Raw genomic sequence first — 16,626 nt, forward strand, 5'->3', positions numbered from 1 at the left:
TTCCAATAATATTTAGTCAGTGTCTTTTTCTCTATCAAATCTTCCATAACATCACTAATACTAAATCTTGTCTCTTCCGGTTTACCCGTTGCCTTAAATGACCCGCCAAAACCATCCGGCTTCCATCGGCAAACACCTTGTCCAAAATAATCTTCGTCTTGCATTGCATCAAAATAAACAATAGCTTCATATTCATCCTGCCCGGTTTTATGAGCTTTGTACTTGATATATTTCCTAGGCTCTGTAGAAGCACCTGCAATTTTACTAATAACATACGAACAATTTCTTGCCATATATCGGATATAAATATCATCCATTAACTTCAACGGCCCGGGCGCATCATTAATTTTGACTTTAATCCGGTAGGCTTGTTTGGGATGGGGATTCAGCTGAAAACGCTTTTCAGTCTGTTCTTGAACGCTATCCGACCCGCTGCAAGCACTCAAATTTGCGGCGGATAATAAAGCTAAAGTTAATAGGGAAACAATGCGTTTCATAAAGCACCTTTTCTTTATGAATGGATAATTAAGCCGTCTGAACAACATTCAAACGGCTTAATTATAAACTCATTCGGGAAACAACCAACCTGCCTTTTGCAGACGGTTTTATGTTTTGACGGGCGACTGTTGCGGCATATTGTGAAATGCTGGGCTGATTCATTGTTTAATCTCCTCAAAAGCCTGTCTGAAAATATTTTCAGACAGGCTTTTTTTGATTCGTTTTCGCTTGAGTATGGATGCGACGATAAAAGTTTAAAATTAAAAAAACGAAATAAAGATGAACTAAAGTCATTATTATGTATCCTAAGTTATAGTTGGCTAAAGTAAGCATAAAGGCAGTTTGGCTGCTTTCATGCTTAGAAAAGAGTCTGCACTCATTGGCTGCAAGCGTTTCAACAACCTTGCCACAAGCAATATGAAAACACACAAGCCATAGATTTTGTTGTCTTTTATTTGATTTAGGAGAATTTTGATGAGTAATACAGAAACCTTGAAAAGCGCTACGGCGCAGATAACAGCGGCAAAAGCCGTGTTGTCGGATCAAGGGGAAAATCTGAATGCGGTTTTCCCGCATTATGATATGGCGAAAAATGTGTTTTCAGGCAATGTGCTGGAGAACGCTTCCAACACATTAAACGGTGAAAGCGTGGGCAAAATCAGCGTGCAGGATTTCACTCTCGACGGCAAAACCTATCAAGCGGGAGAAATAGCCAAAGGCGACAATGCCTATCTGAATTCGTTTACCGTACTTCCCGACGGGCGCTATCTGGTGGATATCAAAGATCCGTATGCCAATACTACCGCGTTTAAAGTCGGCTATACCGTCAGCAACGGCAGCGAAACCGTTAAATCCGCTTTGGATGTCAACGTTGAAGGCTGGGGGCTTGGGTTGGATCCTTTGGATGCGGCCGATATTCGGGCCAATGATAAAAGCTCGTTTACGGATGCGGCCGAGTGGGTTAACGGTGAGAGCGAAAAAATCAGCGGCAACGTGCTGGACAATACGATTAACAAATCCGGACCAGAAGTCAAAATCGACGGTTATGTGATTAACGGTATGAAATATCATGCAGGTGAAACCGCCGGCATTTTTGGCATCGGCACGTTCAAATTGAATGCCGACGGTACTTATGCTCTTTCGGCGGAAGGTCAGAAGGTTACGGAAGCGAACATGCCCGATGTGTCTTATATCGTGAATAACGGCAGCGCCAAAGAAACCTCGTCTCTGTATATTACATTGGATAAAGGCAAAATCACTGTTGCTCCTTATCCTGAAGCCAATGTCAAAGCCAATCCGTTGGTCGACTTGAGTGCGACCAAAATGTTGGCAGGGTATGCGGGCGAAGGCAATGTGCTGGATAAATATGAAGGCAGTGATAAGCCTTATATTGCAGGCTTCAACATTGGAAACGCTTATTATGCCGCCGGGCAGACCGTAAAAGTGGACGGCGTGGGCGAATTTACAATGAATCGCGACGGCTCGTATAAAATCAACGCCGTCGATGCCAAGGCAGCGGTGCCGGATGTATCTTATACCGTAACCAACGGCTATAAGGCTTCTTCTTCGACACTGCATTTCGAGCTTGATAAAAATACGGCAGCCAATGGAGACAAGGTCGTCACCGCTGAGAAAACCGCCGATACCCACGCGGCTGATTCGGCAGCCGGTGCAGATGTCAACACGCCGGCGATTAATGATGCTGCCGAGGTCCGCCCCGCTGCAACCGATGCCGCTACGCTCAAGGATTCGTCTGAAGCTGCCGCGGCCGGCGAAGCGAATAATACGGCTAAAACCGGCTTAACCGATGACAACGAAAATGAAACCTTCACTTCCAATGTGGCCGGCAATGTGCTGGACAACGCCACCAACGGCGAAGGCGGAGCCGCTGCGTTGAGCGTTACCGCTTATGAAATCAACGGCAACCATTATGCAGCCGGCGAGAGCGCGCAATTCGATGCCGGTACGTTTACGCTCAATGCCGACGGCAGCTATCAATTGGATACAAACATGTCGGCAGCGTTTTTCGAATCGCCGAAAATCAGCTATACCGTCAGCAACGGCACCGAAACCGATACTTCCGAGCTCCAATTCCATTATGACTGGGCACACTTGGAAGGCTCTGCCGCCAATGTCGGCCACGAATCGAGCACTCGCGTGCTGACGGGCGACAATCAGGCCGGGCAAACAACCAATCTGACAGGAAGCGCTCAGGAAGACAATTTGTTGGTCGGCGATAGCCATAAAGGTACGGCTGTTGATAACCAGCTGGATGCCGGTTCCGATTTGTTCGGTTCGGGGCATGATGTTTTAGTGGGCGACCGGCTGAATATCGATACGCTCGAATGGCAGGCCGGCGGCACTACCGTTAAAGGCAGCAGTTATGATAATGCGGTGGAAGGTTTGCGCGATTATCTGAAAGCAACGGATGTGCAAAGCGATGGCAGCGATGCCGATGTATTGGCTTATGTGCGGGAAAATTACGCCGAGTTGCTCGATACCAATCCGCAAGGCGGTAACGATACTTTGTTCGGCAGCCATAACGACGACATCATTATCGGTAACGCCGGCAACGACACTTTAACCGGCCATGCAGGCAGCGATACTTTCGTATTCACGGTCAACAGCAATAGCGGCCATGATGTGATTACCGATTTCACCGTAGGGCAAGACAAGCTGTTGTTCAGCGATCTGGTCGATTCGACCAAGCTGGTGTGGGATACCGATACCCGCACGCTGAGTTTCTCCGGCGTGCAAGACGGGCAAACTTATGAAAACAGTATCACCATTCAAAACGCACCGGCTGATTTGAAGCTGGAGGATTTGCTGGCAACCTCAACCGGTGCGCTCGGCTAAACCACCGCCCCGATAATAAAAAGCCTGTCTGAAAAATTTCAGACAGGCTTTTTATTATTTCCGGCTTTAACTGTTATTGGTGGTAACGCTTCAAGAAGCGTGCCAATTTGGTCATAGCTTCTTCAATTTGATGCACATAAGGTAGTGTAACGACGCGGAAGTGGTCTGGTTTGGGCCAGTTGAAGCCGGAGCCTTGCACCAATAAAACCTTCTCTTGCTGGAGTAAATCGAATATGAAGCGCATATCATCGTGGATGCGATACATTTCCGTGTCGATTTTCGGGAAAAGATACATGGCGCCTTGAGGTTTGACGCAGCTGATGCCGGGAATTTGGGTCAGCATTTCGTGGGCTTTGTTGCGTTGCTCCAGCAATCTGCCGCCGGGAAGCACCAAATCGTTAATGCTTTGATAGCCGCCCAATGCGGTTTGGATGGCATGTTGCATGGGGGTGTTGGCACACAAACGCATCGACGAAAGCATGTCCAGCCCTTCGATATAGCCTTTGGCTTGATGTTTGGGGCCGTTAAGCACCATCCAGCCCATGCGGAATCCGGCCACGCGATAAGCTTTGGAAAGGCCGTTGAACGTGATGGTCAGTAAATCCGGAGCGAGTGCGGCAATATGATGGTGCACGGCACCGTCGTAAAGAATTTTGTCGTAAATCTCGTCGGCAAAAATAATCAGATTGTTTACGCGCGCGATTTCGACGATTTCGAGCAGGGTTTCTTTGCTGTAAACCGCACCGGTCGGATTGTTGGGGTTGATGATTACAATCGCTTTGGTATTGGGCGTAACCTTGGATTTGATGTCGTCAATATCCGGGAACCATTGGTTTTCCTCGTCGCACAAGTAATGGCGCGGTGTACCGCCGGCCAGCGTTGCGGCTGCCGTCCATAAAGGATAATCGGGCGCGGGAATCAGAATTTCATCGCCGTCGTTCAAAAGCGCTTGCAACGACATAGTAATCAGCTCGGATACGCCGTTGCCGATATAGACGTCGTTTACCGTAATGTCGCGCAGGTTTTTGGTTTGGTAATAGTGAACGATGGCTTTCCGGGCGGAATACAATCCTTTCGAGTCGCAATAACCTTGGGAAGAAGGCAAATTGCGGATAACGTCGACCAAAATCTCGTCGGGCGCTTCAAAACCGAAGGGGGCGGGATTGCCGATGTTAAGCTTTAAAATTTTGTTGCCTTCTTCTTCCAACCGCAGCGCTTCTTTGTGAACCGGGCCGCGGATGTCGTAGCAAACATGGTCGAGTTTGTGGGATTTGGGAAAACGTTCCATTTTGGCAGTTCCGGAATTGGTTAAAGTATTAAAGTGAAATGTACTCCGTTTTACATAGAATTTAAAGGGCGCAGCAATAAAAACGGGCTGCTGTTGCCTATGCCTGTCTGAAAACGTTTCAGACAGGCATCCGCGCGGAATGGAAAACTTGATATAATCGGAGCCTAAAACAACCTACATCCAAAAAGCCGCCCTATGAGCACAACCACCACGCCCCTGCTAGATACCGTCAACCTGCCGAGCGATTTGCGCGGTCTGGAAAAAGCGCAGTTGCCGCAACTGGCGAAAGAGCTGCGCGAATTCTTATTGGAGAGCGTGAGTAAAACCGGCGGGCATTTCGCCAGCAATTTAGGCGCCGTTGAATTATCCATTGCACTGCACTATGTGTATGACACACCCGAAGACCATCTGGTTTGGGACGTAGGCCACCAAAGCTATCCGCATAAAATTCTGACCGGCCGCCGTCACCGCATGCACACGATGCGCCAATACGGCGGACTGGCCGGTTTCCCCAAGCGCAGCGAAAGTGAATACGACGACTTCGGCGTCGGCCATTCTTCCACTTCCATCGGCGCAGCGCTGGGTATGGCCGTGGCAGACAAATTGGCCGGCAAAACCAACCGCAGCGTGGCCGTGATAGGCGATGGCGCGATGACGGCAGGGCAGGCGTTTGAAGCGCTCAACAATGCAGGCGATATGGATATCGACCTATTGGTGGTATTGAACGACAACGAAATGTCGATTTCACCGAATGTCGGCGCATTCCCCAAATATCTGGCCAGCAACGTAGTGCGGGATATGCACGGCGTATTGAGCACCATCAAAAACCAAACCGGCAAAATGCTCAACAAACTGCCCGGCGCCTTGGGCATGGCGCAGAAGGTAGAGCATAAAATCAAAGCCATGGCCAGCGAAGGCGAACATATCAAGCAATCGCTCTCGCTCTTCGAAAACTTCGGTTTCGGCTATACCGGCCCGGTTGACGGCCATAACGTCGAGCAGCTGGTTGACGTATTACGCGAGATGCGCGGCAAAAAAGGCCCACAGTTATTGCATGTGATTACCAAAAAAGGCAACGGCTACAAACTTGCCGAGAGCGATCCCGTAAAATACCACGCCATCGGCAAAACACCCTCCACGCCCGATGCAGGCACGCCCTCGGCACCCCAGAAACCCACCTATACCCAAATCTTCGGCCAATGGCTGATTGATCAAGGGGAAGCCGATAAACGATTGGTTGCGATTACGCCCGCCATGCGCGAAGGCAGCGGTTTAGTCGAATTCGAACAACGTTTCCCCGAACGTTATTTTGATGTCGGCATCGCCGAACAACATGCCGTCACGTTTGCCGCCGGTCTGGCCTGCCAAGGCGCCAAACCCGTAGTCGCCATTTATTCCACCTTTCTGCAACGCGCCTATGACCAGCTTGTGCACGATGTTGCCCTGCAAAAATTGCCCGTGATGTTTGCCGTCGATCGGGCCGGCATTGTCGGCGCCGACGGCCCGACCCATGCCGGTGTTTATGATTTAAGCTTTCTGCGCTGCATTCCCAATATGGTTATCGCAGCACCTAGCGACGAAGCCGAATGCCGTTTACTGCTTTCCACCTGCTACGCTTTAGACATGCCTACCGTCGTGCGCTATCCGCGCGGTTCGGGCAACGGTACATCCATTCCATCCGGTTTGGAAACCGTTCCTGTTGGCAAAGGCGTGCTGCGCAGAACAGGTAAGAAAACCGCCATCATCGCCTTCGGCAGTATGGTGCAACCGGCTCTGGCTGTTGCTGAAAAGCTGGATGCCGCCGTAGCCGATATGCGTTTTGTCAAACCTTTGGACGAAGCGCTTATCCTGCAATTGGCTCAAGAATACGATTATTTGGTTTGTGTCGAAGAAAATGCAGAACAGGGCGGAGCAGGCAGCGCAGTGCTGGAATTACTGGCCAAGCATAAAATATGCAAACCCGTTCTGCTCGCCGCGATTGAAGATACCGTTACCGGCCACGGCGACCCCACCCGTCTGCTCGACGAACTGGGCCTGAGCGAAACGGCTTTGGAGAAACAGATTAGGGATTGGTTAGCACTAGAAAATTGAATCGGTTTCAATTATGTTGTTTGTTGACCTTTAAGTCGGCTAATTTTTTATTGATGTGGGCATGAAGATGATAAAACCGTGCAATGCATCAAAATTAAGTGGTTTCGTTGCATATATAATAATGCTATTTTAAGATGCCTGTCTGAAAACTGGTTCAGACAGGCATCTTCTTCCGTTATGAATTTGCTGTGTTTTTAATCAAGGTTTTATTTACTAAGGAACGTATCCATGACATGGAGTGCGGCTGATAGCGCTGGCTTATATGGTATCCGGCATTGGGGTGATGGTTATTTTTCAGTGTCTGACGCGGGTGAGGTGGTTGTCAGGCCGAAGCCTGAATTGAATGTGGAGGTCAGTCTGCACGATCTTGTGCGCGAACTGACCGAGCGGGGGCAGGATTTGCCTATGTTGTTGCGTTTCCCCGATATCTTGCAAGACAGGGTATCCCTGTTGTGCAACGCGTTTAACCGCTCTATCCGCAAGCTGGATTATCAGGGGCGGTATACGGCGATTTATCCGGTTAAGGTCAATCAGCAAGAAAGTGTGGTTAAAAACATTATTGCTCCGAAAAACGATGAGGTTTCTATCGGGCTTGAGGCGGGGTCGAAGCCCGAACTGATGATTGTGCTGGCTTATGCACCTAAAAACGGTGTTATCGTGTGCAATGGTTATAAAGACCGCGATTTCATCCGTTTGGCGCTCATCGCTCAACGGCTGGGGCACGAAGTTTTCATCGTAATTGAGAAAGAAACGGAAGTGGACTTGGTGATTGAAGAATCGGCTAAGCTCGGCATCCGTGCCAATATCGGCTTGCGCGTGCGCCTTTCTTCGCTGTCTTCCAGCAAATGGGCGGATACCGGCGGTGAGAAAGGCAAATTCGGCCTTTCTGCCGCACAGTTGATTTCAGCGGCGGAAAAGCTGAAAGTGGCCGGGTTGGGCGACTGTGTTCGGTTGATGCATTTTCACATGGGTTCGCAAATCGCCAATATCGGCGATTACCGCTTGAGTTTCAAAGAGGCCGTACGTTATTTTGCCGAATTGCGGGCACTGGGTTTGCCGGTGGAATATGTTGATGTGGGAGGGGGCTTGGGCGTCGACTATGACGGCACGCACTCGCGTAACGCCAGCTCGGTAAACTATGATATCGGCGAATATTCCCACGTAATTGTTTCCATGCTTCAAGAATATTGCAACGAGCACGGTATTCCGCACCCGAATGTGTTTAGCGAATCCGGCCGTGCGATGACTGCGCAACATGCCGTGTTGGTTATGAATGTAACCGATGCGGAGCGTTTGCCGGAGGATGCACCGCAAATCGATGATGTTGCCAAACTCTCTTTTGCTACTCAGAAGCTGGTTACGCTGCTCGAAAAAGGCATCGACAGAGAGATGATTACCGAAACCTATTACCGCATCGGTCATTATCTGTCGGAAGTGAACGAAAACTACGTAGACGGGCGCATAAGCCTGTCTGAAAAAGCCTTGGCCGAGCAACTGCACGCCGTTTTGTGCCGTCGCCTCAAGCAGCAATTGCCGGGCGGCGGGCGTAGTCAGCGGCAAGTGTACGATGATTTGACCGATAAGCTGGCCGATAAATATTTCTGTAATTTCAGCGTGTTTCAAAGTTTGCCAGATACTTGGGCCATCGGGCAGATACTGCCGATCATGCCCGTACACCGCTTAAACGAAAAACCGGTGCGCCGTGCCGTTTTGCAAGATTTGACCTGCGATTCCGACGGCAAGGTCAGCCAGTATGTCGACCGGCAGAGTATTGAAACCAGCATGCCCGTTCACGAATGGAAAGCGGGAGAGCCTTATCTTCTGGGCGTATTTATGGTGGGCGCTTATCAGGAAATTTTGGGCGACATGCACAATCTTTTCGGCGATACCGATTCGGTAAACGTTTACGTGCGCGACAACGGAGAAGTAGAATTGGCCGGCATGGAAGAGCACGACACCATCGAAGACATGTTGCGTTACGTGCATCTGCAACCGCAAGAGGCCATCAACAAATTTGAAGAAAAAACGCGTTGGGCCAAGCTTTCTTCCGGAGAGCGCAACCTTTATACCGCCGAATTTTTCCGCGCTCTGAAGCAGAGCAGCTATCTTAGCCTTGAAGGCGACTAGAGGTGGGTCAAGGCCTGTCTGAATCATTTTCAGGCAGGCATGGTAATTTTTGGAGTGCGGCAAGCGGAGAAATTTGTTATAATTCGCATCTTTCATCTGGGCGAGTTGAAATTGAAAGCCCGGAAAACAACAATGTTCGGCGGTTTGCCGCCATAAAAATCCTGATTTTTAAAAACATGCTTGAATTGAAACGGGATTTTATGGTATAAACCGCGTTTACTATTTTTAATTCAAGAAGTTTGGAGTCCAATCATGGCACGAGTTTGTGAAGTGACCGGTAAACGCCCGATGAGTGGCAACAACGTGTCACACGCCAATAATAAAACCAAACGTCGTTTTTTGCCTAACTTGCAAACACGCCGTTTTTGGGTTGAAAGTGAAAACCGCTGGGTTCGTCTGCGCGTATCCAATGCTGCTTTGCGCACCATCGACAAATTAGGCATTGATGTGGTATTGGCCGAAATGCGCGCTCGCGGCGAAGCTTAATTTCAATCTTAATCAAGGAATAAAGCCATGCGCGATAAAATCAAACTGGAATCTTCAGCCGGTACAGGTCATTTCTACACGACCACTAAAAACAAACGTACTATGCCCGGTAAATTGGAAATCAAAAAATTTGATCCGGTTGCCCGCAAACACGTTATTTACAAAGAAACTAAGTTGAAATAAATTCCCTAAGCGATACTACTTTGGTAGTAGACAAGGTTTCTGTAAGGCCGCATTTTTTAATGCGGCCTTTATTATTTTAGGAAATTTCTGCAATCTATTATGACCAAACTCTGCATAATCAAAATAAAATCTTATCCTGGCGATTCAGCTATTAAAAATATACATTTTCTCAGATGAAAAGCTTATCAAAAAGGGAATATATGCGGCGTCGTTATATTGGTTAAATAAATCTTTATCATCCGCGTAAAAAAACAGCCTAAATATTTCTTAGGCTGTTTTTTTTGATGGATAACGATTTAGTGGAATTGCATACCACCATCAACAATAATGGTTTGGCCTGTGATGTAGTTCGAGTCGTTGCTTGATAAGAATGACACAACAGCGGCAACTTCTTCAGGTTCAGACAGGCGTTTGAGGGTGATGTTTTGCGCGAATTGTTGCATGCCCCATTCATCGTCTTTGCCTGCATTTTGTCCTACTTTGTGTGCAATATCAAACATCATCGGCGTTTTGACAATACCGGGTGCATAAGCGTTAACGGTAATGCCTTCGCCGGCCAAATCTTGGGCGGTTGTCTGGGTAATGCCGCGCACAGCGAATTTCGTACCGCAATATAACGCCAAATTAGGATTGCCCACTACGCCCGCTTGTGAGGCGGCATTGATGATTTTTCCGCCGTGCCCTAATTCGTTGAAATGCTTACGAGCGGCTTGGATGCCCCAAATAACACCAGCTACATTGATGCCGTAAACACGGTTGAATTGTTCTTCGGTAATGGTATCGATCGGCGTTGTCGGGCCGACACCGGCGTTGTTGACCACAACATTTAAATCGCCAAACTTGGCAACCACTTGTTCGAATGCGTCAAATACGTCTGCTTGTTTCGATACGTCTACGGCAACGGCTAAAGTATCGGCAGCGGAGATTTTCTCAGCCGCTGCTTTCACAGCCTCTTCTTGATAATCCAACATGCCGATTTTGAAACCGTCTTGGTGCAAGCGTTGTGCAATGGCAAAACCAATACCTTGTGCTGCGCCTGTTACAATCGCTACTTTTGTCATTTTCTTCCCTCTATTTAACAGTTGATAAGAATAACTCTCAAATAGCCTACTCGCAAAAAATTTGATAGTCAATATCCTAGTTTTAAATTTGATTGAAAAAATCAATTGATGATACGTTTGGATTCCGACGATTGGTAAATATTGAGAAGGGTGGCATCAGTGAGATTTGGAAAGATTGGCAACAGAAAAATAAAGCAGCAGCTTTGTTATCGTTTATGTTTAAGGTAGGGTTTTCTAAACCATTGTTTGGTTGAAATTTGAAATCAATAATGGCGTTTAAATAGCTCGGTATCTTGCCAAGCTATTTAAATCTCTAAAAGCTTGTCATTGATTTTTTTATCGTATTGAAAATTGTCACGTGATTGCTGTCGGATATCATGCCTATCTGAAAATCTTTTGCAGACAGGCATTAATTTTTCCGCTGAATGACAAACTCGGCCAGCATGCGTAAATGGTCGGCTTTATTATCGAATGAGGATAATTGTTCAAGTGCTTCGGCAATCAGCGTTTCGGCATAATTGCGGGCGGTAGCTAGGCCCATGAGTTTCACATACGTGGGTTTGTCGTTATCGGCATCTTTACCGGCGGTTTTGCCTAGTGTAGCGGTGTCGGCTTCGCAGTCGAGCACGTCGTCGATCACTTGAAAGGCCAGCCCCAGTTTGGCGGCATATTGGTCGAGATGCTGCAAATCGGTTTCGCTTAAATCGGGGCAGCACAGGGCGCCGAGTGCTACGGCGGCTCGGATGAGGGCGCCGGTTTTGAGGCTGTGCATGTGCTCCAGTTCGGCTTGGGTCAGATTCTGGCCGACATTGGCCAAGTCGATTGCTTGCCCGCCCGCCATGCCGAGGCTGCCGGAAGCGCGTGCCAATACGGCAATCATTTTGAGCTGGCGCTCCGGCGGCAAGGCGGTGGGGCGGCTTAAAACGTCGAACGCCTGTGTTTGCAGGGCATCGCCGGTTAAGAGTGCGGTGGCTTCGTTATATTGGATATGGCAGGTCGGTTTGCCGCGGCGCAGGCTGTCGTTGTCCATGGCGGGCATGTCATCGTGCACTAGGGAATAGACGTGCATCATTTCGATGGCGGCCATTGCTTTCTCAACGGCAGCATGCTCCGCTTCGCCTAATTCGGATGCGGCCAACACGAGTAGGGGGCGTAGCCGTTTTCCGCCGTCGAGCGCTGCGTAGCGCATGGCATCGTGCAGGGTATGAGGCAGTGCGGAAGCGAGCGGTAACACGCGCTCTAGTGCCAGTTCGGTTTGTGCTTGCGCTTTCTGCTGCCAGGATTTCAAAGCGTTCCAATTATTCGTTTGTGTCAAGATTCAGCTCCTTCAGGCCGTCTGCGTCCAATACTTGTAGTTTTTGTTCTACTTCGGCCAGTTTTTCTTGGCAGTATTTCACCAGTTCGTTGCCTTCTTGGTAGGCGGCAAGTGCCTCTTCCAGCGGCATTTCGCTGCTTTGCATCGCTTGGGTAAGGGTTTCTAATCGTTTGAGGGCGTCTTCGAAAGATTTAGGGGCGACGTGTTTTTTCATGTTGTTCATCGTTGGATTGGCTGAAGGTGTGATTGTAGCATTTCATTTTGGTGGAGATGAATAGGCGCTTATCTTTGAGGCAGGAGCGGATTCAGGTTATGCGCCCGAGGCATTGATGGCTTGTTGCTTATGTCGGTTTGGAGAGGGGGCGGTCAGTTTGTTTGGCTTAACTATGGCTATTTCCGCCGGTTGTTTAAATATTCAAATATTATGCGGGCATCGATTTCGCCTGATTGTGCAATACGCACGCGGTTGTAATTGCTGAGCAAGGTAAATAAATCGGTAATGTTGTCGTCCGGCGAACATTCGGGCATGTCGGCGCCGCTTAAGGGCAGCAGGTTGTAGGCGAGTAGCTGGTTGATTTTGCCGTAGCCTATGGTTTCGCTTTGGAAAAACGAGCGTACGAATTCGTTGGCCGGCTCGTTTTGCAGGGTTTCAGGGCGGCCTGTTTGTTGCAGCAAGCCGTGGCGCATGACGGCGATGCGGCTGGCTAAACGCAAGGCTTCGTTCATATTGTGGGTTACGAAAACGATGGTGGTGCCGAGCTTGGCGTGTATGGTCGCCACCATTTCCTGCAAAGCGTTGCGGGAAATCGGGTCGAGTGCGCTGAAGGGTTCATCCATCAGCAATACGTCGGGTTTGGCTGCGATGGCGCGTAGGATGCCTATGCGCTGCTGCTCGCCGCCTGAGAGCTCGTGCGGATAGCGGGCGGCATATTTTTCGGGCGGGAGGCCGACCATTTCGAGCAGCTCGGTGCTGCGCTGATGGCGTTCGGCTTTTTTCCAACCGAGAATATCGGGAATCAATTCGATATTTTGTTTGACCGTCATGGTGGGGAAGAGGGCGATTTGCTGCAATACATAACCGATTCGGTGGCGCAGGCTGCGGATGTCGTAATTTTTGATGGGTTTGCCGTCGAAGTAAACGTAGCCTTCGGTGGGTTCGGTTAGGGCATTAATCATTTTGAGCGTAGTGGTTTTGCCGCAACCGGACGGGCCGACGATAACGAAAAATTCGCCTGCTTCGATGCTGAGGTTTAAGTCGCAAATAACGTTTTTGCCGTTATAGCTTTTGGTAACGTTGCAAAATTCGATAATCGGTTTCATGGCGCGTTTTTCTTGAGTAAGTGGTGGGCGTGCAGATAATCGGCCGCTACGCGGGCGGGCGTCTCTCCGCTGTTTTTGACGCGGTAGTTCATTTCCGACATTTCTGCTTCGGTGATTTTCCCGGCCAGTTTGCCCAGTGCGCTGACGATTTCGGGATGTCGGTCGGCAAAGTCTGCTTTCATGAGCGGGGCGCCTTGATAGGGGCGGAACAGCCGTAAGTCGTCTTTCAGCATGGTTAAGCGGTATTGACGGATTTCAGCGTCGGTAGAATAGGCGTCGACCATATCAATCCGCCCGTCTTTCAGGGCTGTGTAGCGCAAGGCGGGTTCGATGCTGGCAACGTGTTTCAGCGGGATATGGTGGATTTCAGACAGGCCTTTGTAGCCGTCTTCCCGATCGATGAATTCCAATGTAAAGCCTGCGCGTATTTGGTTGCTTACCGCTTTTAAATCGGAAAGGGCGGAGAGTTGGTGTGTTTTTGCGTATGCTTCGGGTAGGGCGAGTACATAGGTGTTTTGATATTGCATCGGTTGAAGCAGCCGCATTTTATGTTGCCGCGCCAATAGTTGTGCGGCCAGACGGTATGTTTCGGCAGGGCTGAATATCTGACTCTTTTGCGCTTCGGGCAGCTCGACCAGACTTTCTAAAACCGTGCCGGTAAATTCGGGATAGATATCTACTTCGCCGCTGTCTAAAGCATTGAACAGGAAACTGGTTTTACCGAAGTTGGGTTTTAATTCCACATGGTTTGCCGGGTTTTCTTCTTCAATTAGCAATTTATACATATTGATGAGAATGTCGGGCTCGCTGCCCAGTTTGCCGGCAATCACGATGGGGCGGTTGTTGCTTTGCGTTTGCCACCAATGCGCGCCGGACCAGATGGCGGCTAATGCTATGACCAGCATCAATATTCGATAGGCTTTGCGGTGTTGCAGGCCGTAGAGGAAGCCGCTGACGCCAACGGCCAGCAGGGCCGATGCGGTTGCGCCGATGAGGGTAAGCGCTGCGTTGTGGCGGTCGATGCCCAGTAGAATAAGGTTGCCCAATCCACCTGCGCCGACCAACGCGGCCAAGGTGGCCGTGCCGATGATGAGTACGGCGGCTGTGCGGATGCCTGAAATCATGGCCGGTAATGCCATCGGCAATTCGATGCGTATTAACCGTTGCCAGCGTGATAATCCGAACGCATCGGCAGCTTCTTTTATGGCCGGGTCGATTTCGGAAAGGCCGAGCAAGGTATTCTGAAAGATGGGTAATAAGGCGTAAAGCGTGAGTGCAATCAAAACCGGCGGTGTGCCTATGCCGACAAAGGGAATGAGCAGCCCGAGCATGGCAAGGGAGGGGATGGTTTGCAGAATGTTGGTGATTTGCAAGATGATTTCGGCTTGCTTTTTACGTTCGGCAAACCAAATGGCGAGCGGTATGGCAATGGCAACGGCGCAAAGCAGCGCCGAGAGCGAAATGATAAGGTGCTCTGCGGTTGCGTTTAATAAATCGGTTTTGCGCTCTAGCAGCGTTTGGAGAATCGGATTCATAAATGCGGTGCGGGTGAAACAAATTATTGATGAGTATTCATATTCCACGGATGAATACGCTGGGGTTGGGCTGTATCTTTTTTAGACAGGCATTGTGGAAGATGAGCGGCGTTGGTTTTGGCAAGAGGGCTGTGGCGTGCCAATGCCTGTCTGAAAGATTCGATGCCAGCTGCCCAGCCTAGGTAGACACTGCGCTTTATGCTTGATTACAGCATTTAAAACAAATTTGTCTGCTTTTTAATCTATTAATAAATCATACAGGTATATGGGTGCGGAAGGGAACATGTTGCGAAATTCGGTATGTTTTAGGCATAAAGCATATGTTGGTAAGTGCTGCGGGCAGCTTGAAACCATATTTATAGCATTTGCCGAACTTTTGCAAATTCCGCAAAAATTATAAAATAGCACCTTCAAATATTATCGAAAGCAGAAATCATGACCGTTAAAACCCGTTTCGCTCCCAGCCCCACCGGCTACCTGCATATCGGCGGCGTACGCACCGCTTTATTTTCATGGGCTTTCGCCAGAAAACAGCAAGGTGAGTTTCTGCTGCGCATCGAAGACACCGACTTGGAACGCTCCACTGCCGAATCGGTCGACATTATTCTGGAGGGCATGAAGTGGGTTGGTTTGGATTACGACAACGCGGGAGACGTGGTTTATCAAACGCGCCGTTTTGAGCGTTATAAAGAAGTGATTGCCCAGCTTCTGGCGCAAGGTCATGCTTATTATTGCTATTGCAGCAAAGAAGAGCTGGAAGCCATGCGCGAACAGGCCGAGCGCGAAGGCACTGCCACTTACGATCGCCGCTGGCGCCCGGAAGAGGGCAAAACCTTGCCGCCGGTGCCGGCAGACAGAGAGCCCGTGGTGCGCTTTAAAACGCCGTTGAGCGGTGTGACCCGATGGCATGATTTGGTAAAAGGCGAAATCAGCATTCCCAACGAAGCATTGGACGACTTGATTATCGCCCGAGCCGACGGTACGCCGACCTACAATTTTTGTGTGGTAGTCGACGATTGGGATATGGGCATTACTCATGTTATTCGCGGCGACGATCATGTCAACAACACGCCCAAGCAAATCAACATTTTGAAAGCCATCGGCGCTACCTTACCCGAGTATGCCCATTTGCCGATGATTCTCAACGAGCAGGGCAAGAAAATTTCCAAACGCAGCGGCGATACGGTGGCGATTACCGATTTCGGCCAGATGGGTATTCTGCCCGAAGCCATGCTCAATTATCTGGCGCGGTTGGGTTGGGCGCATGGCAACGATGAATTTTTCACGATGTCGCAATTTGTGGAATGGTTCGACTTAAGCGATGTTTCACCGTCGCCCAGTCGCATGGATTTGAAAAAACTGTACTGGATTAACGGCGAGCACATCAAAATCACGCCTAATGCCGAATTGGCGGCGCTGGTTAAGCCGCGTCTGGCAGCTCTCGGCATCGCCGAAACCGACCAACCGGCCTTGGAAGGTGTATTGGCGTTGGTTAAAGATCGTGCGCAGGATTTGAACGCGTTGGCCGAAGAGTGCACCTATTTTTACCGCAAAGCAGTGCCCGCCGAAGCTGATGTACAGAAACATTGGGATGAAGATGCTGCCGGCCGCATGTTGCGGTTTGCCGCCAAGCTGGAGAGCCTGTCTGAATGGCATGCCGAGGCCATTCATGAATTGTTCAAGCCTTTTTGCGACGAAGAGGGCATTAAAATGGGCAAGCTCGGCATGCCGTTGCGGCTGGCTGTGTGCGGTACGGCGAAAACGCCGAGCGTTGATGCCGTGCTGGCTTTAATCGGTAAAGAAGAAGTGTTGAAACGCATCCGCGGTTAATTTTTAAATGCCTGTCTGAAACTTTTTCAGACAGGC

Annotated in this window: 13 protein-coding genes; 6 read left to right on the forward strand and 7 right to left on the reverse strand. The window is 49.5% G+C overall.

Going from position 1 to position 16,626, the window contains the following annotated elements; translation table 11 throughout:
• Nucleotides 1-497, reverse strand: a 497-nt coding sequence (locus Q4A84_RS06140) for a hypothetical protein (protein WP_303088053.1), incomplete at its 3' end; no start/stop codon positions are given.
• A 475-nt stretch (nt 498-972) separates the two neighbouring features.
• Here Q4A84_RS06140 and Q4A84_RS06145 point away from each other — a divergent pair.
• Entirely contained in the window at nt 973-3,354 is a 2,382-nt protein-coding gene (locus Q4A84_RS06145; RefSeq protein ID WP_303088054.1) for a hypothetical protein, read from the forward strand.
• Between the two features lie 73 nt (nt 3,355-3,427).
• On the opposite strand, the gene Q4A84_RS06150 is transcribed toward Q4A84_RS06145, so the two are convergent.
• Complete coding sequence (locus Q4A84_RS06150) at nt 3,428-4,642, reverse strand: pyridoxal phosphate-dependent aminotransferase (RefSeq protein WP_303088055.1); 1,215 nt, start codon at nt 4,640-4,642, stop codon at nt 3,428-3,430.
• A 195-nt stretch (nt 4,643-4,837) separates the two neighbouring features.
• On the opposite strand from Q4A84_RS06150, the gene dxs reads away from it, so the two are divergent.
• The 4 genes from dxs (at nt 4,838) to rpmG (ending at nt 9,529) form a co-directional block, all read left to right on the forward strand.
• On the forward strand, nt 4,838-6,733 hold the full coding sequence (dxs, locus tag Q4A84_RS06155) for a 1-deoxy-D-xylulose-5-phosphate synthase (protein WP_303088056.1): 1,896 nt from the start codon (nt 4,838-4,840) through the stop codon (nt 6,731-6,733).
• Nucleotides 6,734-6,961: 228 nt separating this feature from the next.
• Nucleotides 6,962-8,860, forward strand: a complete 1,899-nt coding sequence (gene speA, locus Q4A84_RS06160; protein WP_303088057.1) for an arginine decarboxylase — start codon at nt 6,962-6,964, stop codon at nt 8,858-8,860.
• A 252-nt stretch (nt 8,861-9,112) separates the two neighbouring features.
• Nucleotides 9,113-9,346 carry a 50S ribosomal protein L28 gene (gene rpmB / locus Q4A84_RS06165; protein WP_303088058.1) on the forward strand — a complete coding sequence of 78 codons (234 nt, stop codon included), beginning with the start codon at nt 9,113-9,115 and terminating at the stop codon, nt 9,344-9,346.
• A 27-nt stretch (nt 9,347-9,373) separates the two neighbouring features.
• Nucleotides 9,374-9,529: a 50S ribosomal protein L33 gene (gene rpmG, locus Q4A84_RS06170; RefSeq protein ID WP_003684373.1), complete on the forward strand. Its 156-nt coding sequence runs from the start codon at nt 9,374-9,376 to the stop codon at nt 9,527-9,529.
• Between the two features lie 296 nt (nt 9,530-9,825).
• Here rpmG and Q4A84_RS06175 read toward each other — a convergent pair whose 3' ends face one another.
• The 5 genes from Q4A84_RS06175 to Q4A84_RS06195 form a co-directional block, all read right to left on the reverse strand.
• Nucleotides 9,826-10,590 (reverse strand): (S)-acetoin forming diacetyl reductase, encoded by a 765-nt coding sequence (locus Q4A84_RS06175; RefSeq protein WP_303088059.1) that lies wholly within the window; start codon nt 10,588-10,590, stop codon nt 9,826-9,828.
• 409 nt (nt 10,591-10,999) lie between these two features.
• Complete coding sequence (locus Q4A84_RS06180; protein ID WP_303088060.1) at nt 11,000-11,905, reverse strand: polyprenyl synthetase family protein; 906 nt, start codon at nt 11,903-11,905, stop codon at nt 11,000-11,002.
• The gene (locus tag Q4A84_RS06185) at nt 11,889-12,119 is read right to left on the reverse strand and encodes an exodeoxyribonuclease VII small subunit (RefSeq protein ID WP_303088061.1); all 231 of its coding nucleotides are present in this window, start codon (nt 12,117-12,119) and stop codon (nt 11,889-11,891) included. Before Q4A84_RS06185 ends, Q4A84_RS06180 begins: the two co-directional genes overlap by 17 nt.
• 176 nt (nt 12,120-12,295) lie before the next feature.
• Nucleotides 12,296-13,225, reverse strand: coding sequence for an ABC transporter ATP-binding protein (locus Q4A84_RS06190; RefSeq protein WP_303088062.1), 930 nt, complete (start codon nt 13,223-13,225; stop codon nt 12,296-12,298).
• Entirely contained in the window at nt 13,222-14,760 is a 1,539-nt protein-coding gene (locus Q4A84_RS06195; protein WP_303088063.1) for an ABC transporter permease/substrate-binding protein, read from the reverse strand. Before Q4A84_RS06195 ends, Q4A84_RS06190 begins: the two co-directional genes overlap by 4 nt.
• Before the next feature lie 435 nt (nt 14,761-15,195).
• Here Q4A84_RS06195 and gltX point away from each other — a divergent pair, with 435 nt between their 5' ends.
• On the forward strand, nt 15,196-16,590 hold the full coding sequence (gene gltX / locus Q4A84_RS06200) for a glutamate--tRNA ligase (RefSeq protein WP_303088064.1): 1,395 nt from the start codon (nt 15,196-15,198) through the stop codon (nt 16,588-16,590).
• The last annotated feature ends 36 nt before the right edge of the window (nt 16,591-16,626 follow it).

It is taken from the genome of Neisseria sp., assembly GCF_030527965.1.
Classification (GTDB): Bacteria; Pseudomonadota; Gammaproteobacteria; order Burkholderiales; family Neisseriaceae; genus Neisseria.